The sequence below is a fragment of the Nitrincola lacisaponensis genome (genome assembly GCF_000691225.1).
Classification (GTDB): Bacteria; Pseudomonadota; Gammaproteobacteria; order Pseudomonadales; family Balneatricaceae; genus Nitrincola; species Nitrincola lacisaponensis.
This window is the reverse complement of sequence record NZ_JMSZ01000042.1, coordinates 218,277-244,429: the sequence shown is the minus strand read 5'-3', so window position 1 is coordinate 244,429 and position 26,153 is coordinate 218,277. Positions and strand designations below refer to the sequence as shown.

The window sequence follows — 26,153 nt, the reverse complement described above, 5'->3', positions numbered from 1 at the left end:
CACATTCGAAACGACATCGGCGGACACTGACCGATGTTCGGTAGTGACAACAGATGAGGGCTATATCGTGCTTGAAGCTTACCGTAAACATGTAGAAGAACGTGCCTTAGAAGGCATCCCACCGACGCCGCTGGACCCTGAGCAGACGGCCGCACTGGTTGACCTGCTGAAAAACCCGCCGGCAGGTGAGGAAGAGTTCCTTCTGGATCTGTTGAGCAACCGTGTACCGGCCGGTGTTGACCAGGCCGCTTACGTTAAAGCCGGTTTCCTGGATGCTATCGCAAAAGGCGAAGCTTCCTCTCCGCTGGTCAGCCCGGAAAAAGCTGTGGAGCTGCTGGGTACCATGCTGGGTGGATATAATATCCAGCCATTGATTTCCGCACTGGACAAAGACGCTCTGGCACCTATCGCTGTTAAAGCGCTGTCTCACACCCTGCTGATGTTCGACGCATTCCACGATGTTCAGGAAAAGGCAGAGGCTGGCAATGCGTTTGCCAAACAGGTCATGGAGTCCTGGGCTGCAGGTGAATGGTTCACCTCCAAGCCTGAAGTACCCGAAAAAATTACTGTCACGGTTTTCAAAGTGCCAGGTGAAACCAACACCGATGACCTGTCTCCGGCACCTGATGCCTGGTCACGTCCGGACATCCCGCTGCATGCCAATGCCATGCTGAAAATGGAGCGTGAAGGGATCGAGCCGGTTGAACCGGGTGCTGTTGGACCGCTCAAGCAGATTGAAGCAGTTAAAGCCAAAGGTTTCCCGGTTGCCTATGTCGGTGACGTAGTCGGAACCGGTTCTTCACGTAAATCGGCAACCAACTCTGTACTCTGGTTCTTCGGTGATGATATTCCAAACATCCCGAACAAGCGTGCTGGCGGTTTCTGTTTCGGTGGTAAAATTGCACCGATCTTCTACAACACCATGGAAGATGCTGGCGCCCTGCCCATCGAAATGGATGTATCCAAAATGAACATGGGTGATGTTGTCGATGTTTACCCATACGAAGGCGTTGCCAAAAACCACGAAACGGGTGAAGAGCTGTGCCGCTTTGAACTGAAAACCCAGATGCTGCTGGATGAAGTGCGTGCCGGTGGCCGTATTCCGCTGATCATTGGTCGTGGTCTGACTCAAAAGGCACGTGAAGCACTGGGCCTGCCTGCTGCTGATCTGTTCCGCACCCCTGAGCAGCCAAATGACACGGGTACTGGCTATACGCTGGCTCAGAAAATGGTTGGTAAAGCCTGTGGTGTCGCTGGCGTTCGTCCCGGCACCTCATGCGAACCCAAAATGACCACCGTCGGCTCACAGGACACCACCGGTCCAATGACCCGTGATGAACTGAAAGACCTGGCCTGCCTGGGCTTCTCTGCAGACCTGGTGATGCAGTCTTTCTGCCACACAGCTGCCTATCCAAAGCCTGTCGACGTCAACACTCACCACACCCTGCCTGATTTCATTATGAATCGCGGTGGTGTCGCACTGCGTCCTGGCGACGGTATCATCCACTCCTGGTTGAACCGCATGCTGCTCCCGGACACCGTTGGTACGGGTGGTGACTCCCACACCCGCTTCCCGCTGGGCATCTCCTTCCCGGCCGGTTCAGGTCTGGTTGCCTTCGCCGCTGCGACAGGCGTGATGCCACTGGATATGCCAGAATCTGTTCTGGTACGCTTCAAAGGCAAGCGCAACGCTGGCATCACCCTGCGTGACCTGGTACATGCGATTCCTTACTATGCGATCAAAGAAGGTCACCTGACCGTTGCCAAAGCCGGTAAGAAGAACGTTTTCTCTGGCCGCATTCTGGAAATCGAAGGTCTTGAGGACCTGACAGTAGAACAGGCCTTTGAACTGTCTGATGCTTCTGCCGAGCGTTCAGCGGCGGGTTGTACCATCAACCTGTCTGAAGGATCTGTGGCTGAGTACCTGCGCTCCAACATCATCATGCTGAAATGGATGTTGTCTGAAGGTTACGGCGATGTCCGTACCATCGAGCGTCGCATCAAAGGCATGGAAGAGTGGCTGGCTAACCCAAGCCTGATGCGTGCTGACAAGGATGCCGAGTACCACACTGTCATCGAGATCGACATGTCTGAAATCAAGGAGCCAATTCTCTGTGCTCCAAATGATCCGGATGATGCCCGTTTGCTGTCCGAAGTGACTGGCGACAAGATCGACGAAGTGTTTATCGGCTCCTGCATGACCAATATTGGTCATTTCCGTGCAGCGGGCAAGCTGCTGGAAGCGGCTGGAAAAACCATTCCGACACGTATGTGGATCTCTCCACCAACCAAAATGGACCAGGCACAGCTGACCGAAGAAGGCTTCTACAGCATCTTTGGTAAAGCCGGTGCACGTATGGAAATGCCAGGCTGCTCACTCTGCATGGGTAACCAGGCGCGTGTCGCAGACAAGGCAACCGTAGTGTCTACCTCAACACGTAACTTCCCGAACCGACTGGGTAATGGCGCCAATGTGTACCTGGCCTCAGCCGAACTGGCAGCGGTTGCTGCACTGGAAGGCAAACTGCCAACCGTTGAGGAATACATGGCTTATGCCAACAAGATCGACAGCATGGCCGGTGAAATCTACCGCTACCTGAACTTCGATCAGATGGAAAAATACGTTGAGAAAGCCTCAAGTGTGATTCCGACAGCCAACGTCTGACAAACAGGCGTCAACTGACACCCAAGCCCCGGCCATGCCGGGGCTTTTTTGTTATATACAGGAGGTACAGGGACGGCGATTCAGGTGCACCACCGATACGCTGTTGTTACAATACGCCAACACCTGATACGAGGATTGTATGAAATCACTAAACCCCGATACCGCTCCAGAGCCCGGTTATGAAACCGCTCAAACCAAAAATGGCTTTCTGGCTTTAGTCTCACGTCTGGTTTTCGATGAAAAACTGCCGATCCGCTTTATGTATAAAACCGTTCCGGAGCATCTGAATGATACCGGCTGGCGGATGTTCACCGGCTATGAAACCGATGAGTTTCTGGCCAATGAGCAATTGAATTTGTTACCTGTTCCCCTGGAGAAAGTCTGCCAGCTCGACCCTGCCTTGCCAGAACTGGTGCAATATAATGCCGGAACGGTATGGGAACGCCCGCCAGAATCCAGCGAATGGGTGCAGGTACACGACTTTGATATCCCGGCACCGACGACAGAGGTCGCCATCACCAATGATGTTGAAGACTTCATTAAATCACGTGAGCGCAGTTAAGAGGTTTTTGCATGACCATGTCATCTTTCAGTACCTATGTACTGCACTTTTTCGGTATTGCCATCGTCCTGATCGGCCTCTCGATTAAACCTAACTTCAAAAAGCTGGGGATCGCCCTGGCCGTCGCCGGTTTTTTACTCGGCACATCACCTGTCTGGTATTCAGCATTGAACCAGCCCAGTGATGAAGAGCTTTACGAAGCCTGGAGAGAACAACAGCAACAACAGCAGCAGCGTCAACAGCTGCCTGACTGAGCTAAAATCGCCTGGCGGATCAGGCGTGGATCCTGATGACTGCGAATCTGGCTGAACAGGATGTCAGCCTGAGGAAACTGACGACGCAGCATATTCAGCCATTGCTTGACCCGGCCATGCACATGACGTTCGGATAAATCCAGCATGACTTGTGCAAGGTAAGTATCCAGCAAAGGCAGCACACGAAACCACAGCTGCTCTGTCGCCTGAGCGGGTTCAGCGTTTCGCAGACTTTCAGCCAGGAAAGGGTTACTCAGCATCCCACGGCCCAGCATGACATCATCACAGCCCGACAGGGCACGACAGCGCTGGTAGTCGTCCAGATTCCAGACCTCACCATTGGCAATAACATGCACACGCACAGCCTCACGAATACGGGCAATCCATTCCCAGTGTGCCGGTGGTTTATAGCCTTCCAATTTGGTTCGAGCATGCACGGCCAGGCTGGCAGCACCTGCTGCCTCGATGGACTGAGCATTTTCAATTGCCAGCGCTTTATCCATATACCCCAGACGCATTTTCGCGGTAACCGGTATATTAGACGGTACAGCCTGACGCACCGCAGACACAATCGCATGCAAGAGTTCAGGCTCTTTCAGCAGTACCGCACCACCACGGCTTTTATTCACTGTTTTGGCTGGGCAACCAAAATTCAGGTCAATCCCTGGCGCACCCAGCTCTGCAGCACGGGCCGCATTATCTGCCATTAACGCAGGGTCACTACCCAGCAATTGCAGGTAGACCGGAACACCTGAGCGAGTACAACCACCCTGATACAACTCCGGCGCAAGACGGTAAAAGACCGAAGCAGGTAACAGACGATCAGATACACGGATAAACTCCGTGACACATTGATCGATACCTGCAATCTCAGTCAGTAACTCCCTGAGGGTAAAATCAAGCACGCCCTCCATGGGGGCAAGATACAAGCGCGCCATGATTCAGTCGAAGGGTCTGTCGATCACAATGCAGCCAGGCCGCGCAGCATATCCGTTTGCAGATCACTGAGCGCCTCCAGACCCACCGACAGGCGAATCAGGTTGGGGCGAATCCCGGCTTTTTCTTTCTCTTCAGCCGTCATCCGACCATGTGTCGTGGTATCGGGATGCGTAATCGTGGTTTTGACATCACCCAGATTACCGGTAATGGAAACCACTTCTGTAGCATCGATGAAGCGCCAGGCAGCATCACGGTCACCTTCTACTTCAAAGGACAGCACCCCACCAAAACCCTGTTGCTGACGACAGGCCAGCGCATATTGTGGATGGTCCGGCAGGCCCGAGTAGTAAACCTTACGAATACCCGGCTGCTGCTGCAACCACAGCGCCATTGCCATGGCATTTTCACTCTGCGCCCGCATACGCAAAGGCAAGGTTTCCAGGCCCTTGAGAAAAACCCAGGCATTGAATGGACTCATACAACTGCCGCCTGTACGGATGAAGCCAAATACATCTTCCATCTCTTTGTCACGGCCAACCAGCACACCACCAATACAACGTCCCTGGCCGTCGAGATACTTGGTTGCCGAGTGCATCACGATATCCGCACCCAAATCCAGGGGGCGTTGCAGAATCGGCGTCAGGAAACAATTATCCACTACCAGCAATGCACCCTGAGCGTGAGCGATTTCAGCAACCGCAGCAATATCAGTTAACTCAGCCAACGGATTTGAAGGGGTTTCCAGAAACAGCAAGCGGGTTTCTGGCCGTATGGCAGCAGACCAGGCGGACAGATCCGTCGGATCAACAAAGGTGGTGCTGATCCCCGCGCGGCTAAAATAACGGTCAAACAAAGCGACAGTGGAACCAAACACGCTACGCGAGCAGACTACATGGTCGCCTGTTTTCATCAGCGCCAGTCCCAGACTCAGAATCGCGGCCATGCCAGAGGCTGTCGCGACAGCGCGTTCTCCGCCTTCCAACGCTGCTATACGCTGCTCAAACGCACGAACAGTCGGGTTGGTAAAGCGGGAATAGATATTACCCGGCTCTTCTCCACCAAAGCGTGCGGCAGCCTCACGTGCACTGGAAAACACAAAACTGGAAGTGGTAAAAATCGGATCACCATGCTCGCCCTCTCCGGTACGCTGCTGGCCGGCACGCACGGCCAGCGTCTCCAGTTCGCAATCCTGTTGCGAAAACTGGATACGCGCATCGCGCTCAAAACCTTGGCTCATGGATCGCTCCTTATTCAATTCGGGCATGCAGATCGCCAGACGCATCACTGTCGATATCCGCATCACTGTTTTCCTGCGGATGCTTGGCTTCATCCTTGCGCTTGGACTCCAGGCGCTGCAGGTAATCCTGATCCACGGTACCCGTCACATATTGACCATCAAAAACACAGGTATCAAATTCAGTAATGGCCGGGTTCAGTTGCGTCACACAGGATTTCAGGTCATGCAAATCCTGATACAGCATCCAGTCACAGCCAATATAATCACCGACCTGATCTGCTGTACGGCCATGGGCCACCAGTTCAGATGCTGTGGGCATATCAATACCATACACATTGGGGAAGCGCACTTCTGGTGCCGCCGAAGCAAAATAGACTTTGCGAGCACCGGCATCACGCGCCATTTCCACAATCTGCTTTGAAGTCGTGCCACGGACAATAGAGTCATCTACCAGCAGCACAACCTTGTCTTTAAACTCACTGGCAATCGGATTCAGCTTCTGGCGGACAGATTTTTTACGCAGCTTCTGACCAGGCATGATAAAGGTACGGCCTATGTAACGGTTTTTAATGAAGCCTTCACGGAAGGTCACGCCCAGCGTATGCGCCAGTTCCAGCGCGGAGGTGCGACTGGTATCCGGAATCGGGATTACCACATCAATATCATGATCTGGCCGTTCCTTGAGTATCTTTTCCGCCAGGCGCACACCCATCAGCATTCGGGATTCATGTACCGAGACACCGTCAATAATGGAATCAGGACGTGCCAGATAGACATACTCGAACAGGCAAGGTGCCAGGGTCTGCTGCTGCGTACACTGCTTCAGATGCAGGCCACCTTCACTATCGATAAAGATCGCTTCACCCGGGACGATATCGCGAACGCGCTCAAAGCCTGATGTATCCAGCGCCACACTTTCGGATGCCACCATATATTCAGCCTGACCGTTTACCACTCGCTTACCATACACCAGCGGGCGAATGCCATGCGGATCACGGAAAGCGAGCACACCATAACCGGTAATAATGGCAACCACCGCATAGCCGCCCTGACAGCGCTGATGCACTTTGGAAACCGCGGCAAAGATGTCTTCAGGAGTCGGATTCAGCTTACCCAGCTGCTGCAACTCATGCGCAAAGACATTCAATAAAACCTCGGAATCAGAGGTAGTGTTCACATGACGCAGATCGGCACGGAAAATATCATCGGCCAGCTCTTCAGCATTGGTCAGATTGCCATTATGCGCCAGTGCGATGCCGTATGGAGAGTTCACATAAAAAGGCTGGGCCTCGGCTGAACTGGAACTACCTGCTGTCGGGTAACGCACATGACCTATACCGAGATTGCCGGCAAGCCGTTTCATATGACGGGTCCGGAAAACCTCGTTCACCAGACCATTATCCTTGCGCATAAAGAAGCGATTGCCTTCGCACGTTACAATACCGGCAGCATCCTGTCCGCGATGCTGAAGCACCGTCAAGGCATCAAAAAGGGTCTGATTAACGTAGCTTCTGGCAAAAATGCCCACTATACCGCACATGCATTCAACCTCTGAGGTGATATTTTGATAAGGTTACCGACATTCAGCTTCCAGCCTGCCAGATCATCTGTCCGATATCTCTGGCCATATCCCGTGACCAGGTTTCCATGACCAGAAAGTGAGGAATCAACACGGACTCCCGCCACCATGGATCTTCAATTGCAGGTGTCATTTTTATTAACACCAGCATAATGACGACGACCAGGCCGCCACGCAAGGCGCCAAAGCCCACGCCCAACACCCGATCAGTCGCAGACAGGCCGGTTAGTTTAACCAATGAGCCGATCAGCGCACCGATCAGGTTACCCACAATCAATGTGGCTATAAAGAGTATCAGGAAGGCTACCAACTGGTGCACGGAGGGTGCAGCATTGAAGTAGCCTGCAACGATCTCGGCCAGCACTTCGTAAAACAGACGTCCTACAATAAATGCTGCAACCCAGGTCGCCAGGGATACGGCTTCACGCACAAAGCCGCGACGCAAGCTCATTAAAGACGATATCAACACAATCGCCAGTATTACCCAATCAGCCCAGTTCATCATCCTGCAGTCTTCATCAGTTTAGCTATTGCGTTGTAAAACGCACGATCATCCCTTCCAGACCATATTCCTGCTGCAAGGACACTTTTAACTCTTCAAGACGACTGCGTTGCATTTCCGGTCCGACAAACACCCGCACCACATCTTCGCCCTGACGGATATACACGCGATAGCCAGCATTAATCAGTCGGGTTCTCAATTCACGGGCATTGGCCTCTTGTCGGAAACTGGCTAATTGCAGTGCCCAAGCGGCGGGCACCTGATCGGCATCCAGTGCGGGGGCTTCTTCGGCCGGATTCAGACTGGGCCGCAATGCATCCAGAGATTCGGTAATCTCTGATACTGGAGCTGATACCACCGGCGTTTCTGTGACAGGGGCAACAGGCACCTGCTCTATAATGACCGGAGCTGGACGCTCTGTTTGCACCAAGCGCACCACTTCGGGTGCCGTCGGAATACGCGATTCAAGACGTCGCTCTTCGTAGCCAGCTGCGTTAAATACCAGCGGAAAAAAGGCGATACCGATCAATAGCAGCACCGCTCCACCGACTAAACGCTGTTTCAGATTAGCCTTGATCTCCATCCACCCACTCAACTTTCTGTAATGCATCACTGACGGTAAAGAAAGAGCCGGCAATCACTAAACGTGACCTGGCTCCCAATCGTGCAGGCAACTGCGCCAAGGCGCTCGCAACACTGTCGTATTCTGCCACTGATTCAGAATTCACACCAAGCGAATCCAGAATCTGCTTCAACTGTGCCGCCGTTGCACCTCTGGGCGTGTGCAGGGTGACCAGGTGCCAACGCTGAACGACCGGCAACAACTGCTCACAGACAGCATGCATGTCTTTATCGGCCAACATGCCCAACAGCAGATGTGTCTCCGACGTGGTACCTTCAGCCAGAGCTTGTGCTAAATACTGGGCAGACTCCGGATTATGTGCCACATCCAGAATACAGTCATGCCCAGCCAGACGTGCGGGCTGCATGCGTCCGGTCAATTGCGCCCGACGCAACCCTTCAGCAATCTGTGCAGGGGTAATGGCCAGCGGAATAAAGGGTAACACTTGCAATACAGCCGCCGCATTCTGCAATGGCAGTCGCGGACGCGGCAGATCGGCTAACACAAACCTGTCTCCCTGTGCATCCAGTCCACCCCAGGACCAGCATGAAGGCTCAACCTGATACTGATAGGCCTGACCATGACAGTGCAATCGGGTACCCAGCCTGGCTGCATGGTCGAGTAACGACTGAGGTGGCTGCGGGTCACCACAGACCGCCACTTGTGCAGGCCTGAAAATCCCGGCTTTTTCAAAGCCGATAGACTCTCGATCCGGACCGAGCCACTCGGTGTGATCCAGGGCAATGGTTGTGACCAGTGCGATATCTGCATCCACCAGATTGACCGAATCCAGTCGTCCTCCCAGGCCTATTTCGAGTAACAACACATCCGGGCGCTGCTGCGCAAAAATCAACAGCGCTGCCAGGGTACCATACTCAAAATAGGTCAGCGGTATGCCTTCACGCACCGCTTCGATCTGCGCAAACGCAGCACAAATCAACGCATCTTCAACCGGTTGTCCGGACAAGGAGATACGTTCGTTGTAGCGAAAAAAATGAGGTGATGTATAGGTCCCGACTGAATAGCCTGCCGCCAGCAGAATGGACTCCAGCAAGCGGATGCTGGTGCCCTTTCCATTGGTGCCGCCTACGACAATTCTGAAGCTCTGTTCAAGCTGCAGTGGCAGACGCTCCGCGACCTGTCGCATGCGATCAAGGCCCAGCTCAATCTCTGCCGGATGACAGGCTTCAATCGCCGCCAGCCACTCGGAGAGTGGCGAATCAGCATTTAAAAGTTCAGGTGACACGCTTTGACCGCCTGTCAGTGTTCGCTGACGTGTTCTTCTGCCTGATCGTCTACAGACGGGATCAAGCAGGCCGTTGAAATACCTGCCAACTTACTCAGTAAGGCAGCTATACGTGCACGCATTTCACCACGACTGATGATCATATCCACCTGGCCATGCTCCAGCAAAAACTCACTGCGCTGGAAGCCTTCCGGCAGTTTTTCACGCACAGTCTGCTCGATAACACGAGGCCCGGCAAAACCGATCAGAGCATTGGGTTCAGCAATGTTCAAATCACCCAGCATTGCCAGACTGGCTGACACACCGCCATATACAGGATCGGTCAACACAGAAATATAGGGCACCCCGGCTTGACGCATTTTTTCAAGCGCGGCACTGGTTTTGGCCATCTGCATCAGAGAGAAAAGTGCTTCCTGCATACGCGCACCACCCGATGCAGAGAAGCAGATCAGCGGAATCTTTTCTTCCAGCGCAAGGTGTGCAGCACGTACGAACCGCTCACCAACCACGGAGCCCATTGAGCCGCCCATGAACCGGAACTCGAACGCGACAGCCACGACTGGCGAACCTTCCAAAGTACCTTTCATGGCAACCAGGGCATCCGTTTCACCGGTTTCTTTTTCCGCGGCCGTCAGACGGTCTTTGTACTTTTTGGAGTCCTTGAACTTGAGCCGGTCAACAGGCAGCACATCGGCACCAATTTCAACACGGTTTTCAGGGTCCAGGAACAGGTCCAGGCGGCGCCGTGCCCCCACGCGCATATGGTGATCACACTTGGGGCAAACGTTCAGATTCTTGTCCAGTTCAGGCTTGTACAGCACTGAATCACACTTGGGACATTTTTCCCAAAGCCCTTCAGGCACGCTGCTGCGTTTACGCTCAGTACGCTTTACCAGAGAAGGAACAATTTTATCCAGCCAGCTACTCATCGTTCGTTACATTTCCGCTTAAAGAATTAGGTTTCAGGCATCCATTGCTGATCGCATATCGGCAATCACTTGACTCACCTGCGCAGGAATTAATGCAGGGGTTTGCGCCAGTTCAGCAATACGATTTACCAGGACACTGCCCACGATCACACCATCGGCAACATCAGCAATGGCCCTGGCAGATTGCGGGTCCCGAATACCAAAGCCCACTGCCAGTGGCAAATCTGTCATACCGCGAACCTGATTGATTTTATCAGCAACTTCGCCAACATTCAGTGCTGCAGAGCCCGTTACACCCTTCACTGACACGTAATAAAGATAGCCACTGCCGCGTTCACATATCTGCTGCAGTCGGGCGGCAGAGGTTGCTGGCGACATCAGATAGATATTATCCAGTCCTTTGCTGCTGAATAATACGCTGGTCTCTTCAGCCTCTTCGGGTGGCAGATCGACGGTCAGTACACCATCGACACCCGCCGCCACCGCCGCATCAGCAAAACGTTCATAACCGATCGCTTCAATCGGGTTCAGATACCCCATCAATACCACCGGTGTCTGATTGTCCGTTTTCCTGAATTCAGCAACCATGGCAATGACATCCAGTAAACGCACATGATGTTTCAGCGCGCGTTCACAAGCCAATTGTATCACCGGCCCATCAGCCATGGGATCAGAAAAAGGCACGCCCAACTCAATCACATCGGCACCGGCCTCAACCAGTGCATGCATCAGGGGCACGGTGACATCCGGCTGTGGATCACCGGCAGTCACATAGGGTATCAGGGCTTTACGTCCACTGGCACGCAGTGACTCAAAACGTTGCTGTAATCGGCTCATCGTTGTATTCGGTCCTATATCAGATCTGAATGCCATCCAGCTCGGCGACTGTATGTATATCCTTGTCACCACGACCAGACAGATTCACGACCAGCACCTGGTCTTTGTCCATGGTCTTGGCCATTTTCATCGCCTGGGCAACGGCGTGACTGCTTTCCAGAGCGGGCATTATACCCTCAACCTGGGTCAGAGTGCGAAACGCTGCCAGCGCTTCCTGATCATCAATCGCCACATACTCGGCACGACCAATATCTTTTAACCAGGCGTGTTCAGGCCCGACACCCGGATAGTCCAGCCCGGCGGAAACTGAATGTGTAGGCAGAATCTGTCCGGCGTCATCTTCCATCAGATAGGTCCGCATGCCATGCAATACACCCGGACGTCCATCGCTCAGCGGGGCTGCATGCTGACCGGTTGCCAGGCCGTAACCACCGGCCTCGACACCCACCATGCGCACACCGGTATCTTCAATAAACGGATGGAACAGACCTATCGCGTTAGACCCACCCCCAACACAAGCGATAATGGCATCAGGCAAACGACCTATCTGCTCAAGACTCTGAGCACGCGCCTCTCGACCAATAACGCACTGGAAGTCGCGCACCAGTTTTGGATAAGGGTGCGGACCTGCCGCTGTCCCTATGATGTAAAAAGTATTATCAACGTTAGTGACCCAATCCCGCATTGCTTCATTCATGGCGTCTTTCAGCGTACGGGTACCGGAGGTTACCGGAATCACTTCAGCGCCCAGCAGACGCATACGATAGACATTGAGTGCCTGACGTTTAACATCTTCGGAGCCCATATAGACTTTACATTCAAGGCCCAGACGAGCAGCCACCGTGGCAGATGCAACACCATGCTGACCAGCACCGGTTTCCGCAATAACACGCGGCTTGCCCATAAACTTGGCCAACAATGCCTGCCCAATGGTGTTATTAACCTTGTGTGCGCCGGTATGATTCAGGTCTTCACGCTTGAGGTAGATCTGTGCACCGCCGACCTCACGGGAAAGGCGTTCAGCATGATACAGAGGTGATGGACGGCCGACATAATGTGCCAGATCACGATCAAACTCAGCCTGAAATGCCGGATCTGCCCAGAGCTTTTCATACACCGCTTCCAGCTCTTCCAGGGCCCCGATCAGAGTTTCAGAAACAAAACGGCCACCATAAGGGCCGAAGTGCCCCCGAGCGTCGGGATAGGTCTGCTTTGCAGTCTGCTCAGTTTGCATTGACACGGTTCACCTCATTCATAAAGTGTCTGATTTTTTCAGCATCTTTGATGCCTTTTGCAGCCTCGACCCCACCGCTGACATCTACAGCGAAGGGTTGCACCTCGCGAATCGCCTCAGCGACATTATCCGCCGCCAGGCCACCCGCCAGCACCAGGCGAGGTGCCAGTTCCCTCGGTATGGCTTGCCAGTCAAACCGGGTACCTGTACCACCGGGAATTCCGGGAACAAAGGCATCCAGCAGAATCGCTCGCGCACCGGGATAACGGGCTGCTTCGGCAGTAATATCCATGCCTTCATGCACACGCAATGCCTTGATATAGGGTCGGCTGAAGCGCTCACAGAAGTCCGGATCTTCATCGCCATGGAACTGTAACAGGTCGATCCGGGTTGCGGACAGCAGGCTGTCCACTTCATTACGCGTTGCATTCACAAATAGAGCAGTTGAGGTTACAAATGCCGGCAAACGATCCAGAATAGAGACTGCCTGTTCAACCGCCACATAGCGCGGACTGGGTGGGTAAAACACAAAACCCAATGCATCCGCACCCAGACTTGCTGCGCAAAGCGCATCTTCCAGGCGCGTGATACCACAAATCTTGACTCGAGTCCGCATGACCACTCCCACTGCTCGTGAGCGGCTATGATACCAGAGCCTGAGAGCTGCGTCAGTCTGCCGATAACAGGAAATACGGCCCTAACGCTGTTTGTGGCAGGACAAACTCGGGAGGATATCCGACATCAACAAAATACAGCCCAAAAGGTGGAGCAGTGACTCCACCTTGCCGACGATCCCGAGCATCCAGCACCTGTTGTGCCCAATCCACTTCAGCCTCGCCTGCACCAATTTTCATCAGTACCCCGGCAATATTGCGCACCATGTGATGCAGGAATGCATTGGCCTTGATATCAATCACCAGCAGCTGACCTTCGCGGTAAATCTGCAGATGCTCAACACGACGTACCGGGTTCTTGGCCTGACAGCCAACTGCACGATATGAGGTGAAATCATGCTCCCCCACCAGCGCCCTCGCCGCCTGCTGCATACGCTCAATCTCCAGCGTCTTCCAGGTCCAGGTCACCCCCTTGGTGAGCACCGCAGGTTTGACCGCCGAGGAATATATCAGATAACGATAGCGGCGAGACAAAGCTGAGAATCGTGCATGGAAGTCGGCTCTGACCGGCTTCACCCAAAGGAAAGCGATATCATCTGGCAGATGGGTATTACCACCCATTAACCATGCCCGCTCAGGCCGCTCCACCCAGGTATCGAAATGAATCACCTGGCGACAGGCACTGACACCCGCATCGGTGCGCCCGGCACAGACCACATCGACGGGATGGTTTGCGATCCGGGAGAGTGCACTTTCCACTTCAGACTGAATAGAAGGCACAGGGTCTCGTGTCTGTTTTTGCCACCCATGGTAGGCAGCACCTGCATACTCAACCGCGGCCGCATAACGATAAGGGGCGACATCTGTCGCCCCTGATAAAGGTCTATCTTGTTGCATTCAATCCATAACTCAGTTCAGACTATCCAGCAAAGTTTGCGCTTCTTGCTTCTGTTTGTCATTGCCTTCAGCCAGAATCTCGCCCAAAATTTCACGGGCACCCTCTGCATCATCCATTTCCAGATAAGCGCGTGCCAGATCCAGCTTGGTTTCATTTTCATCAGCACCATCCAGCAGATTGAGACCATCCAGCATATCAATAGCTTCATCCGCTGACTGACTCTCTTCCAGTGCAATCTCATCATCAGTACTGCTGAGCAGATCATCCAGCTCATCATCCAGATCTGTTTCCAGATCATGCATGATATTTGCTGTCAGCTCTTCCTCAACCAGCGCGCCCGGCTTGGCAGGCGGCTCAGCTCCATCAGTCTCTTCCAGTTCCAAAGAGCCCAGCAGGCTATCCAGGTCATCTTCTTCAGGTGCTGCTTCAACATCGGCTGACCCAGTGGTTTCAGGCTCCTCGACAGCATCCTGCAGAATAAAGTCCAGATCATCCGCATCCACATCAGCGGAAGCTTCCTGCAGCTCAGGCAGATCATCCAGCTCATCTGCTTCATCAGTCTCTTCTGCAGGTGATTCCGTCATCAACAGATCATCCAGAGAGCCCAGCGTATCCTCTTCCTCGGGTTCAGATACTGTCTGCTGGGCATCAGAAACCGGGGGTTCTTCAATATCCAGCAACTCATCCAGCGAAGGCTGCTCCTCTTCGACTTCAGCTGTGACTTCATCAACCACGTCCACCTCAGGTTCTTCTGCAGGCACATCAGAAACCGGCTCTTCAACATCCAGATCCGTTTCTGCCAGCAAATCACCCAAATCATCTTCAGCTGCCAGGTCGTACTCTTCGTCTATGACCCGAACAGCATCGTCATCGGTTTCATTAAGCTCAAGATCCAGATCAAGATCCAGGTCCAGATCCGAGAAGTCATCCGTTGCTTCAGCAACAGAAGCCACTTCCTCTACCTCAGGCTCGGCTGTTTTCTCTGCTTCAGGCTCAGCCACAGCTGCTGCAGCCACTGCAGCCCCGGCTGCTGCGGCAGGTACTGCAGGATCGACATTGGCTGCTGCCGGAGCTTTAAACATAGGCTCGGGGGTTTTCTTGCCGCCACGACGGCGCGCCAGCAACAGGGCTGCCAGTGCCGCAATCAGGGCAGCCACAAGTCCTCCCACTACAGGCAGACTGGTCAGCTTGTCTACCAGGCTGCTCTCAGGCTCCGGTTGCGCTTCAATCGCCTGGAGCTCGGCGATCTGCTGATCTTTCAGCTCCATCATCCGTTGCAGTAATGCCATCTGCTCCTGCAGACTGGCAACACTGTCTTTCAAATCCTGGTTTTCCAGACGCACACGATCCAGATTTTCTTCGGTCATGATCAGGCGTGTATCGAGCTGCTCACTGCGTTGTAGCAAGGTATCCGCCACCTCGGCAGAGACACCTGACTCTTCACGCGGTGCGGTATCACCAATGACCGCCGTTTCCTGCTCCTCAGCAGCCACTTCTTCCGGTTCTGGTGTCACTATTCTCAGCTCGGCCTCAGCCAGCGCCTCAGCGGCTGCCGCCAGCGCTTCAGCTTCTGCAGCCGCCAACTCTTCGGCTGAAGGTTCGGCAACTTCCGGCTCAGCGGCTTCTTCTGCAACAGGCGCATCAGTCACGGCAGGCGCAGCATCGGCTACTGGAGCAGGAGCGGTTGCCGCAGCTGGTCGCGCCCGCCCTTCTCTCCATACCTCTGTCTGACGTGCCACTTCAGCAGACGCTTCTGCAGGTGACAATGCACGGATCTGATCGATACTCGGGATATCCATCACCGTTCCGGCACGCATCACATTGATATTGGCTGTCGGGAACGTCTGTGGATTATGACGCTGCAGTGCAACCATCATCTGCTGTGGTGTGATGGATGAATCGGGACGATGGCGGTTGGCCAGCACCCAAAGCGTATCATTGGAGCCAACATGGATCTGTCCTGGCCCGGTAGGCAGGGTACGCTGCTGCTGTGGTGTTGCCGCTCGGGCAGGTGCCACAGGCTGCGGCGCAGCACTCACTGCAGGTGTCACAGCTGGCTGGATCTGGCCACTGATCGGAGCCGGGTCAAAGACCGGCGGATCAAGCAGCACCGTATATTCACGGACCAGACGACCATTTGGCCAGTTCACTTCCACCAGAAAGTTCAGGAAAGGTTCCCGAACCGGCTCACTGGAACTCATGCGAATCACTCCGGAGCCATCCGGCGACACCTGCACCTGGAAGCGCACATCATTCAGAAACCGGGATTTGTTTAATCCGGCAATTGAAAATTCATCCGCATCAGCCATACGTGGTTGAATTTGAAGGGGTGAGAGATCACGGACCTGCATCAGCCGTATCTCGGCATTCAAAGGCTCGTTCAATGCCGAACGGATATTGATCTCACCAAGCCCCAAGGCATTTGCATTAGGTACTCCAAGCACCCCGGCGATGGCGAGGCTTAAGGCAAGTTTACGCAGCATCTGTTTTCCCTCTTGATATGCAAGTTCTCCGATTTTGCCAACAAAACAGAGGCTTGCTTATCCAATATAAGTAAACCAAGTATTATGTATAACCCCTTCAGTGGTCAAGCTGCGTCAACAGGTGTTCTGCAATCTGTATAGCATTCAAGGCCCCACCCTTCCGGAGACTGTCACTGACGGCGAACAGCATGATCCCCGCATCATTGTCAGCCTCGGTCCTCAGCCGGGAAATAAATACCTCGTCCTGCCCTGCAGCATCACTCACCACCGTGTAGTGCTGATCAGCCACACAACGCAAACCCGGTGTCTGACGCAACAGGGATTGTGCCTCATTCAGATCCACAGGAAATTGACATTCCGCATGTAAAACGACATTTTGTCCATGAAACAGCGGCAGCTGCAGACTGGTCACCGCCACTTCCAGCTGCTCATCACCCAATACCTGCTGTAACTGTCTGGAAACCCGGGTTTCAGTATCGGTTCGTCCGCTGGCATCAACACTGCCGGTCACTGGTAACAGGTTGAACGCGATCTGCTGACCAAAATATCCAGCTTCGGCATCCCGGCCATTGAGTAATTTCGCCGTTTCTGATGCCAGCGCCTCAATTCCCTTCCGCCCAGCTTCAGCCACCGAGCACAAACTGATCAGGTTCAAGCGTAATAATTTAAATCGCTGATGTAATGCCGACAACGCCATCGCTGCAACCACCACTGCCGGCATCGGTGAAATCAGGTAAGACGCACCACTCACTTCTCCGGCATTCACCTCAGGTACAATGCAAGGTGCATCGACACCGACCTCAGGACACAGGTCTATCACCCGCACACCGGCAGGAATCCGCCCCGGAGTGAATGCCTCCGGCAGCGCACCTGGCTGGCAGTTAAACAGCAGATCAATACCATTGAAATCAGCTTTATCAGCCGACACCACGCGATTGGCGTGACCGGCAAACATGACACTGCGACCAACCACCTCACCCGGGTCGGTTAACACCAGGCGCGCCACCGGAAACGCTCGGCTTTCCAAAATTTCCAGCAGATTTTCACCCAGCAGTGATGATACACCGGTAACAGCAACAACAATCGACATAACGCTTTGTATTCCTTAACAGGCTAAAAACAAAAACAGCCCGACAAACCTTGCGGTGCCGGGCTGCTGACATAACTCACTACACTCAGCTCTGCTGCATCAGGATTCTCAGCATCCGACGTAACGGCTCAGCAGCACCCCAAAGCAATTGGTCACCCACACTGAACGCATTCAGATAGTCAGGCCCCATCTTCATTTTACGCAGACGACCAACCGGGATACTGAGTGTTCCGGTCACGCGGGTCGGGGTCAGTTCGCGCATGGTGATTTCACGCTCGTTCGGTACCACTTTGACCCAGTCATTTGCAGATGCAATGATTGATTCAATCTCATCCAGCGGCACATCCTGTTTCAGCTTGATGGTAAACGCCTGACTGTGGCAACGCATCGCACCGATACGCACACAGGTACCATCAATGGCAACAGGATCAGAAGAGCGACCCAGTATTTTGTTGGTTTCAACAAAACCCTTCCACTCTTCCTTGCTCTGCCCGGCATCAACCGCTTTATCAATCCACGGAATCAGCGATCCGGCCAGAGGGACACCAAAGTTTGCAGTTTCGAATGACCCACTGCGCATGGTTTCTGCAACCTGACGATCAATCTCCAGAATGGCCGAAGCCGGGTTGGCCAGCTCAGCTTTCACGGAGGCTTCGATCTGCCCCATCTGGCTGATCAGCTCACGCATGTTCTGAGCACCCGCTCCGGATGCCGCCTGATAGGTCATGGAGCTGACCCATTCCACCAGATTCTCACGGAACAGGCCACCCAGGCCCATCAGCATCAGCGACACAGTACAGTTTCCACCCACAAAGGTTTTAATACCCTGTGACAGGCCCTGTTCAATGACACTCAGGTTGACCGGATCAAGAATAATGATGCTGTCATCCACCATACGCAGTGTAGATGCGGCATCAATCCAGTAGCCTTTCCAGCCGGCTTCACGCAGTTTTGCATAGACTTCAGTGGTGTAATCACCGCCCTGGCAGGAGATGATGGCATCCATCTGCTGCAGTTCACTGATATCGCGGGCATCCTTCAGCGTCGGAATGGTTTTGCCAATATCCGGCCCAGGCTGTCCTGCCTGAGATGTGGTAAAGAAAACCGGCTCGGCGATCAAATCAAAATCACGCTCTTCCAGCATTCTTTGCATCAGTACTGAACCGACCATACCACGCCAGCCAACAAACCCTACACGCTTCATTCGTGCCCCCAACTCTATTGAAATTTAAAAACAGGTCTTCACTCAGTATAGATAGGAACCCTACTGAGGACTCTCGGATCAGGCCAGTGCGGCAACAACCGCATCCCCCATTTCAGAGGTACTGACGCGACGCATGCCTTCAGACATAATATCGGCTGTGCGTAACGGCTGATCCAGCACCTTGCTGACGGCTGCTTCGATCGCATCAGCTGCCTCAGGCGCATTTAAAGAATAACGTAACATCATAGCGGCTGAGAGGATGGTTGCCAACGGATTTGCGATCCCCTGTCCCGCAATATCTGGTGCAGAACCATGACAAGGCTCATACATCCCCTTGTTATTCGCATCCAGTGACGCTGATGGCAGCATACCGATAGAACCGGTCAGCATTGCAGCCGCATCGGAGAGGATGTCACCGAACATATTGCCTGTCACCACCACATCGAACTGTTTCGGTGCACGAACCAGCTGCATGGCGGCATTATCCACATACATGTGGCTCAGCTCGACATCCGGATATTCCGCAGCCAGTTCATTCATGACCTCACGCCAAAGCACGGTGACCTCAAGAACGTTAGCTTTATCGACTGAGCAAAGCTTTTTGTTACGTGCACGCGCCGCTTCGAAAGCAACACGACCTATGCGTCGAATTTCATTCTCGTCGTAAACATAGGTATTAAAGCCCTCGCGAACACCACCTTCCTTGGTACGATAACCGCGCGGCTGACCAAAGTAGATCCCCCCTGTCAACTCACGCACAATCAGAATATCCAGGCCGGAAACAACTTCAGGTTTCAGTGTTGATGCATGTGCCAACTGCGGATACAGAATTGCCGGACGCAAGTTGCCAAACAAACCCAACTGAGAACGAATACCCAGCAAGCCTTTTTCCGGGCGAATCTGAAAATCCGGATTTGTATCCCATTTAGGCCCGCCGACAGCACCCAGCAAAATTGCATCGGCAGCTTTTGCTGCTGCCAGCGTTTCGTCAGGCAGGGGCACACCGGTCGCATCAATGGCAGCACCACCAACAAGTGCTTCATTCAGTTCCAGCCCTAATGAAAACTGCTGATTAACGCGCTCCAGCACCTTGCGCGCTTCCGCAACGATTTCAGGACCTATGCCATCACCCGGAAGAATCAATACGTTTTTTGCCATGTTAAGCCTATACCTTGATATGCATTAAAAAATAATCAGGAGAACATCCAGGGCGCTTCGGCCCGACGTCGCTGCTCATAGGCGCGGATGGCATCGGCGTGCTCCAGTGTCAGACCGATATCATCCAGCCCATTCAACAGGCAGTGCTTGCGAAAGGCATCAATCTCAAACGGCAACGACGTACCATCAGGCTTGATCACACACTGCTGTTCCAGGTCGATTTTCAGCTGATAGCCTTCCTGAGCCTCCACTTCACGGAACAGTTGATCCACCAGGTCTTCTTCCAGAATGATCGGCAACAGTCCGTTTTTGAAACTGTTATTGAAGAAGATATCTGCATAGCTCGGCGCGATAATGGCACGAATACCGAAATCCTCAAGTGCCCAGGGCGCATGCTCACGACTGGAACCACAACCAAAATTCTTGCGCGCCAGCAGCACACTGCAGCCCTGATAGCGCGGTTTGTTCAACACAAAGTCAGGATTCAGCGGACGCTGACTGCAATCCTGATCCGGCTGCCCCTCATCCAGATAACGCAGCTCATCAAACAGGTTCGGACCGAAACCGGAACGCTTGATGGATTTGAGGAACTGTTTTGGAATGATCATATCCGTGTCAACATTGGCACGATCCAACGGAGCAACAATACCTTCATGCAGAGTAAATTTTTTCATGACCTGGACTCCTGATCAGACTCGGGAAATTTCACGGATATCGACAAAGTGGCCCGCAATTGCAGCGGCCGCCGCCATGGCCGGGCTGACCAGGTGCGTACGACCACCAAATCCCTGCCGTCCTTCAAAGTTACGATTGGAAGTTGAAGCACAATGCTCACCGGCACCCAACTTATCCGGATTCATGGCCAGGCACATGGAACAGCCTGGCTCTCGCCACTCCATACCGGCTTCGATAAAGATTTTATCCAGACCTTCAGCTTCTGCCTGCATTTTCACCAGACCGGAACCCGGCACAACCAGTGCCTGCTTCAGCGTGGATGCCACCTTGTGCCCTTTAACGACAGCGGCCGCTTCACGCAGATCTTCGATACGTGAGTTAGTGCAGGAGCCGATAAAGACCCGATCCAGACGAATATCCGTAATTTTCTGGCGAGGCTGCAATCCCATATAGCGCAGGGCCCGCTCAGTTCCCTCACGCTTCACCGGATCGGCAATTTCTGCAGGGTCTGGTACCTGCGCGGTGACGGGGGCAACCATTTCCGGTGACGTTCCCCAGGTAACCTGAGGCTGAATATCTGCTGCGGCAATTTCCACTACCTGATCGAAAACCGCATCCTCATCTGATACCAGGTCTTTCCACGCAGCGACAGCTTGTTCCCAGTGTTCATCTTTAGGTGCAAATGGACGCCCTTTGACATAGTCCAGCGTTTTGTCATCTACAGCCACCAGACCGACCCGGGCACCCGCCTCAATCGCCATATTACAGATGGTCATACGTCCTTCCATGGAAATGGAACGGATCGCATCGCCACCGAATTCGATGGCATATCCGGTGCCACCAGCCGTACCGATCACACCAATAATATGCAGGACAACATCCTTGGCTGTGACGCCAGCTCCCAACTGACCGGAGACCCGAATCAGCATATTTTTCATTTTTTTCGCGATCAGACACTGAGTCGCCAACACATGCTCAACTTCCGATGTACCTATGCCATGCGCCAACGCGGCAAATGCCCCATGTGTTGCAGTATGCGAATCCCCACAGACCACCGTCATGCCCGGCAGGGTCGCACCCTGCTCCGGCCCGACAACATGCACGATGCCCTGGCGCGGATCGTTCATTTTGAATTCAGTGATACCAAAACTGTCACAGTTTTCATCCAGTGTTTTCACCTGAATCCGGGAAATAGGATCGGCGATAGAATCGACACCACCTGAACGATCCGTGGTTTGAACGTTGTGATCAGGTGTCGCAAGATTGGTATCCAGACGCCAGGGCTGGCGACCGGCCAGACGCAGTCCTTCAAACGCCTGAGGCGATGTCACCTCATGCAGTAAATGACGGTCAATATACAACAAGGCGCTACCATCAGCGTTCTCTGTCACCAAGTGGTCATCCCACAATTTGTCGTACAGGGTTTTGCCAGTCATCACATATTCTCCGGACAGGTTTTTATCGGTTTAAACACATGGTAAAAGAGTCGCACAAAATACTCAAATTCATATTTTTTATTTATTCAATTCCAAAATGGAATACAATGAGACATACAGCATACAGATTACCCGGATGAATTGATGGATACTCACAGCCTGCAAGCCTTTGTAATGGTCGCCGAAACGGCCTCATTTTCAGAAGCAGCCAATCGCCTGTTTTTGACACAATCAGCCATCAGCAAACGCATTGCACTCCTGGAGCAACAGCTCAACTGTCGCCTGTTCGACCGCATAGGGCGTCATGTAAAAATGACAGAGGCAGGACAACGCTTATTGCCCAAGGCGCGCGACATCCAGTTGGCACTCAAGGATGCTGAAACACTGGTGAACAATCTTAACCAACAGGTATCCGGCCGTCTCTCATTTGCCGCCAGCCACCATATCAGCCTGCACCGGTTACCGCCTTTATTGAAACACTACGCTCAGTCATTTCCGGAAGTCGAACTGGACCTGCGTTTTGATGAGTCGGAAATGGCCTACGAGCGTGTACTGAAAGGTGATATTGAACTGGCGTTGATCACGCTGGCACCTGAAGCTGATCCTCGTATCTGCAGTGAACAGATCTGGGATGACCGATTGTTCTATGTCGTGTCCTGTCAACACCCACTGGCGCAGTCTGAACACGTGACACTGGCGGCATTAAATGCCTATCCTGCCCTGTTACCACGCCCAGAAACCTTTACACATCAACTGGTACGACAACAGATGTCAGCCTGGCAACTGGAGCCTAATCTGGGCATGAGTACTAATTATCTGGATACAATACGCATGATGGTTTCAATCGGTCTCGGCTGGAGTCTGTTACCGGAGACATTGATTGATGATCAATTAACCCGTCTGCAACTGGACGCGGCTCCAATTCATCGCCCCCTGGGATACATTTACCACCGCGACCGCACCTTGTCGAATGCAGCTCAACAGATGGTCAGATTGTTACAACAGCATCGTGATGGAACGCAGCAACAGGATTGATTCCCGATCAGCTGTTTTAAAAAGCAGCTGCTCTGTATTACTATCTCATCAGAGAACACCGTCCGGCAGATGGAGCCCAATGTGACAGATGACCTGCAAGCAACAATCCGGCGCTGGCTTGAGCTTTTTCCGGCGCACACGGATCCTGCAGAGATGCCGGACTGGACCGAGTTGATGCAGCAGCTTCAACAGACCGGCTGGAAGCACCTGCCACAGCAGCATGCTGAGCTACTGGCGGTGATGACTCAGGAATCTATCGAATTCACGCGCTTTGCCAGCCAGCTGATCAGTCAGTATCAACAGCAGGAACAACCCGAGCTGGCGAGTTTTTTTAACGACTTTCATCAGCATATTAATCGTCTGACAGATGACTGGATACTGAAACGCTGGCAGCTGCCTGAGCAAATGGGTGCTCTTTTGCGTACACGTGCTTTCCAGGATGAAACCTGGCTGGAGCCCCCCTGGCTAAAGGGGCTGAACCACTTGTTGGAAACACCCTCTACGGAGCTGCATCATGCACAACAGAAAGCCTTACAGGATATGCTACAACTACTGAACACCCACCAGCAGGCGTTACAGCACTATGCTGACCAGTATGCACGTATTAATACACAAGCCTTGAATCAACTGTCTCAACAGATCGAATCAACAGATCAACAGATCAGCAGCCTTCGCCAATTACATCAGCTTTGGGTGGATGCTTACGAGCACAGTTATGCTGAACGCCTGGCAACAGAAGAGTATCAACTGGCACATGGTCGCATCAGCAACAGCATGATGCAGCTCAGACTCTGGATACAAACACAGCGTAACCAGCAGCTCAAACACCTGGGTATTGCTACCGAAACCTCGTTGAATCTGGCGTTCGAAAAAATTCATCAGCTAAGCAAGCAGGTCAGGCAATTACAACAGCAACAACAGCAGACCCTGACACTGCAGCAGGATCTGAATGCGTTACGCGCCAGTCTGAACAACATTCAGGAGGATACGCCTTGAGCCGTATCCGCCTTGATCCGGAACAGCTCAAACTGGAGCTGCTACAGTTTAATCAACAGCTCCTGGAAAGCTACCGGGTACTGAAACAACTTTCGCCTGTCGAGACGGGCCAGACGCCCGCTGAAACGTTACTACAGATCGATAAGGTCCGTTTACAGTATTATGCTCCGGAGCAGGTCAGCCCAGACATTCCCCCGGTACTGATCTGCTATGCACTGGTCAACCGTCCCTACATGATTGATTTGACACCCGAGCGCTCTCTGGTGCAGAAACTGCGCCAGCAAGGGATCGGCGTGTACCTGATCGACTGGGGATACCCTGATGCATCAGACCGCTATCTGGATCTGGATGACTATATCAACCACTATCTGGATCGCTGTGTTGACCATGCCTGCAGGCACGCAGGACTGGAGCGTGTTTCGTTGATGGGTATCTGTCAGGGCGGCACCTTCAGCCTCTGTTATACCGCTTTGCACCCAGAGAAAATTGAACGGCTGATCACGCTGGTTACGCCCGTTGACTTTGATACTGCTGATTTTACCCTTAGCAAACTGGCCCGACATATTGATGCAGATCTGGCGGTAGCAACCTACGGCAATATTCCCGGCGCACTGTTGAATGACACCTATAATGCGTTAATGCCAATGCGCCTTGGGCTACAAAAAAATATGGATCTCCCGCTGACACTCAGCGACGAAGCCAGTGCACGGGCCTTTCTGAGCATGGAAAAGTGGATTTATGACAGCCCTGACCAGGCAGGTACAGCCTTCAGCGAGTTTATCCAGAAGTTTTTTCAACAGAATCAGCTGGTCCGGGATCAGCTAGAGATAGGCGGTCAGGCTGTACGACTGGATCGTATTACGCAACCCCTGTTAAACATCTACGCCTCGCAAGACCATCTGGTCCCGCCCTCCTCATCGAAAGCACTGAAAGGCAAAACAGCCAGCTGCCTCTACCGCGAGAAAAGTATCCGAGCTGGCCATATCGGGTTGTTTGTCAGCAGTCGCAATGGCCACCAGTTATCGGATGCCATCAGCAACTGGCTGAATTTTAACCCTGCTGATAACACCTGATACCAGGAGGTCTGCAATCAGGAAGGCATGATCAAGAGGGCTTTGGCTTACCTGCACGCTGGCTGCTGCCATCTGTTTCATCCGCAACCGAGACCGAGTCTGTTGCAGATGCTGCCGATTTGGCTGCCTCACTGGCTGTCGGACTAAACATTTTCCACATCGCCAGATTCTGATCTGCAATACGATTCATCATGGTCAAGGGGTTCGCTGCACCGATCATGCTCTGCATCTGGTCACGAATCAAATCCTGGTGTTCCAGAAACGCAGCAATGCTCTGCTCCAGATACTGGCTCATCATCCCCTGCATACTGTCGCCATAAAAACGAATCAGCTGCTGTAATACCTGATTGGTCAGCAGCGTGCCATGGCCTTCAGCCTCCTGCTCACTGATGATCTGCATCAGGATATTACGCGTCAGATCCTGACCCGATTTTGAATCCAATACCTGAAAAGGCTCTGAGTTCAGAACCAGTTCCTTGACATCCTCCAAGGTTACATAACAACTGCGGGACGTGTCATACAAGCGCCGGTTAGTATACTTTCTCAGAATACGCACGCTACTACCCTTGTGTTTGATGGTCATCAGTTTTTCATTCCTCAGGTCCGTCCTTATGGCCGGCGCGGGTGTATTGATTCATCAAGCCAAACATCAGTTTCTGGAAGCCTTCCACTGTACCCAGCCCGGACGTCATAAACGGTTTGAACAGAGTCACTGGATCATAGCCTTCCACACCCTGATGCATACGCTCTCGAATGGTGTCGATCATCTCAGTGTGCAGGGATGACACATCCGGCAAACCCAGGCTTTCCCTGAGTTCCTCCGGAGTCATCTCAATATCGATCCTGAATTTCATCGCATCCCCCTTTGGATGTCAGACACCCGAT

The 26,153-nt window shown here is 53.0% G+C and carries 25 protein-coding genes; 6 read left to right on the top strand and 19 right to left on the bottom strand.

The features are described 5' to 3' along the window. The first annotated feature begins 67 nt into the window (after positions 1-67). The 3 genes from acnB to ADINL_RS15340 all read left to right on the top strand — a co-directional run bounded on the left by acnB (position 68) and on the right by ADINL_RS15340 (position 3,481). Positions 68-2,665 (top strand): bifunctional aconitate hydratase 2/2-methylisocitrate dehydratase, encoded by a 2,598-nt coding sequence (acnB, locus tag ADINL_RS15350; protein ID WP_036550329.1) that lies wholly within the window; start codon positions 68-70, stop codon positions 2,663-2,665. A 139-nt stretch (positions 2,666-2,804) separates the two neighbouring features. Further along, positions 2,805-3,227, top strand: coding sequence for a DUF2185 domain-containing protein (locus tag ADINL_RS15345; protein ID WP_036550010.1), 423 nt, complete (start codon positions 2,805-2,807; stop codon positions 3,225-3,227). 11 nt (positions 3,228-3,238) lie between these two features. Then, a complete protein-coding gene (locus ADINL_RS15340) occupies positions 3,239-3,481 on the top strand; it encodes a hypothetical protein (protein WP_036550008.1) in 243 nt (80 codons plus the stop codon). Here ADINL_RS15340 and ADINL_RS15335 read toward each other — a convergent pair. The 17 genes from ADINL_RS15335 to leuC form a co-directional block, all read right to left on the bottom strand. Then, complete coding sequence (locus ADINL_RS15335; RefSeq protein WP_036550007.1) at positions 3,463-4,419, bottom strand: tRNA dihydrouridine synthase; 957 nt, start codon at positions 4,417-4,419, stop codon at positions 3,463-3,465. The two genes, ADINL_RS15340 and ADINL_RS15335, sit on opposite strands and share 19 nt — an antisense overlap. A 23-nt stretch (positions 4,420-4,442) precedes the next feature. Continuing rightward, entirely contained in the window at positions 4,443-5,657 is a 1,215-nt protein-coding gene (locus tag ADINL_RS15330; RefSeq protein WP_036550006.1) for an O-succinylhomoserine sulfhydrylase, read from the bottom strand. 10 nt (positions 5,658-5,667) lie between these two features. Further along, positions 5,668-7,197 carry an amidophosphoribosyltransferase gene (gene purF / locus ADINL_RS15325; RefSeq protein WP_036550004.1) on the bottom strand — a complete coding sequence of 510 codons (1,530 nt, stop codon included), beginning with the start codon at positions 7,195-7,197 and terminating at the stop codon, positions 5,668-5,670. Positions 7,198-7,240: 43 nt separating this feature from the next. Further along, positions 7,241-7,741, bottom strand: coding sequence for a CvpA family protein (locus ADINL_RS15320; protein ID WP_338036402.1), 501 nt, complete (start codon positions 7,739-7,741; stop codon positions 7,241-7,243). A gap of 22 nt (positions 7,742-7,763) precedes the next feature. After that, a complete protein-coding gene (locus ADINL_RS15315) occupies positions 7,764-8,321 on the bottom strand; it encodes an SPOR domain-containing protein (protein ID WP_036550000.1) in 558 nt (185 codons plus the stop codon). After that, positions 8,305-9,606, bottom strand: a complete 1,302-nt coding sequence (folC, locus tag ADINL_RS15310; RefSeq protein WP_036549997.1) for a bifunctional tetrahydrofolate synthase/dihydrofolate synthase — start codon at positions 9,604-9,606, stop codon at positions 8,305-8,307. Before folC ends, ADINL_RS15315 begins: the two co-directional genes overlap by 17 nt. A 14-nt stretch (positions 9,607-9,620) precedes the next feature. After that, a complete protein-coding gene (gene accD, locus ADINL_RS15305) occupies positions 9,621-10,535 on the bottom strand; it encodes an acetyl-CoA carboxylase, carboxyltransferase subunit beta (RefSeq protein ID WP_036549994.1) in 915 nt (304 codons plus the stop codon). 33 nt (positions 10,536-10,568) lie between these two features. Further along, positions 10,569-11,372, bottom strand: coding sequence for a tryptophan synthase subunit alpha (trpA, locus tag ADINL_RS15300; protein WP_036549993.1), 804 nt, complete (start codon positions 11,370-11,372; stop codon positions 10,569-10,571). A gap of 19 nt (positions 11,373-11,391) precedes the next feature. Then, complete coding sequence (trpB, locus tag ADINL_RS15295; protein WP_036549991.1) at positions 11,392-12,606, bottom strand: tryptophan synthase subunit beta; 1,215 nt, start codon at positions 12,604-12,606, stop codon at positions 11,392-11,394. After that, entirely contained in the window at positions 12,596-13,222 is a 627-nt protein-coding gene (locus tag ADINL_RS15290) for a phosphoribosylanthranilate isomerase (protein ID WP_036549987.1), read from the bottom strand. The genes trpB and ADINL_RS15290 overlap by 11 nt, the downstream gene beginning before the upstream one ends. 52 nt (positions 13,223-13,274) lie before the next feature. Beyond that, entirely contained in the window at positions 13,275-14,117 is an 843-nt protein-coding gene (truA, locus tag ADINL_RS15285; RefSeq protein ID WP_036549984.1) for a tRNA pseudouridine(38-40) synthase TruA, read from the bottom strand. Between the two features lie 12 nt (positions 14,118-14,129). Beyond that, the gene (locus ADINL_RS16125; protein ID WP_051632878.1) at positions 14,130-16,601 is read right to left on the bottom strand and encodes a motility hub landmark protein FimV; all 2,472 of its coding nucleotides are present in this window, start codon (positions 16,599-16,601) and stop codon (positions 14,130-14,132) included. Positions 16,602-16,698: 97 nt separating this feature from the next. Further along, on the bottom strand, positions 16,699-17,691 hold the full coding sequence (locus tag ADINL_RS15275) for an Asd/ArgC dimerization domain-containing protein (RefSeq protein ID WP_036549982.1): 993 nt from the start codon (positions 17,689-17,691) through the stop codon (positions 16,699-16,701). Positions 17,692-17,776: 85 nt separating this feature from the next. Beyond that, positions 17,777-18,895: an aspartate-semialdehyde dehydrogenase gene (gene asd, locus ADINL_RS15270; protein WP_036549981.1), complete on the bottom strand. Its 1,119-nt coding sequence runs from the start codon at positions 18,893-18,895 to the stop codon at positions 17,777-17,779. 78 nt (positions 18,896-18,973) lie between these two features. Continuing rightward, positions 18,974-20,053, bottom strand: coding sequence for a 3-isopropylmalate dehydrogenase (leuB, locus tag ADINL_RS15265; protein ID WP_036549978.1), 1,080 nt, complete (start codon positions 20,051-20,053; stop codon positions 18,974-18,976). Between the two features lie 35 nt (positions 20,054-20,088). After that, positions 20,089-20,727: a 3-isopropylmalate dehydratase small subunit gene (leuD, locus tag ADINL_RS15260; protein ID WP_036549974.1), complete on the bottom strand. Its 639-nt coding sequence runs from the start codon at positions 20,725-20,727 to the stop codon at positions 20,089-20,091. Positions 20,728-20,742: 15 nt separating this feature from the next. Beyond that, positions 20,743-22,164: a 3-isopropylmalate dehydratase large subunit gene (gene leuC, locus ADINL_RS15255; protein ID WP_036549969.1), complete on the bottom strand. Its 1,422-nt coding sequence runs from the start codon at positions 22,162-22,164 to the stop codon at positions 20,743-20,745. Between the two features lie 144 nt (positions 22,165-22,308). On the opposite strand from leuC, the gene ADINL_RS15250 reads away from it, so the two are divergent. The 3 genes from ADINL_RS15250 to phaC all read left to right on the top strand — a co-directional run bounded on the left by ADINL_RS15250 (position 22,309) and on the right by phaC (position 25,268). Further along, complete coding sequence (locus ADINL_RS15250) at positions 22,309-23,199, top strand: LysR family transcriptional regulator (RefSeq protein ID WP_036549967.1); 891 nt, start codon at positions 22,309-22,311, stop codon at positions 23,197-23,199. 81 nt (positions 23,200-23,280) lie between these two features. Continuing rightward, positions 23,281-24,195: a poly(R)-hydroxyalkanoic acid synthase subunit PhaE gene (locus ADINL_RS15245; protein ID WP_036549965.1), complete on the top strand. Its 915-nt coding sequence runs from the start codon at positions 23,281-23,283 to the stop codon at positions 24,193-24,195. Further along, entirely contained in the window at positions 24,192-25,268 is a 1,077-nt protein-coding gene (gene phaC, locus ADINL_RS15240) for a class III poly(R)-hydroxyalkanoic acid synthase subunit PhaC (RefSeq protein ID WP_036549963.1), read from the top strand. Before ADINL_RS15245 ends, phaC begins: the two co-directional genes overlap by 4 nt. A gap of 31 nt (positions 25,269-25,299) precedes the next feature. Here the strand turns inward: phaC and phaR are convergent, their stop codons facing one another. Both phaR and ADINL_RS15230 read right to left on the bottom strand, forming a co-directional pair. Beyond that, positions 25,300-25,851, bottom strand: a complete 552-nt coding sequence (phaR, locus tag ADINL_RS15235) for a polyhydroxyalkanoate synthesis repressor PhaR (protein ID WP_239644406.1) — start codon at positions 25,849-25,851, stop codon at positions 25,300-25,302. A 7-nt stretch (positions 25,852-25,858) separates the two neighbouring features. Then, complete coding sequence (locus tag ADINL_RS15230; protein ID WP_036549960.1) at positions 25,859-26,122, bottom strand: DUF6489 family protein; 264 nt, start codon at positions 26,120-26,122, stop codon at positions 25,859-25,861. Between the last annotated feature and the right edge of the window lie 31 nt (positions 26,123-26,153).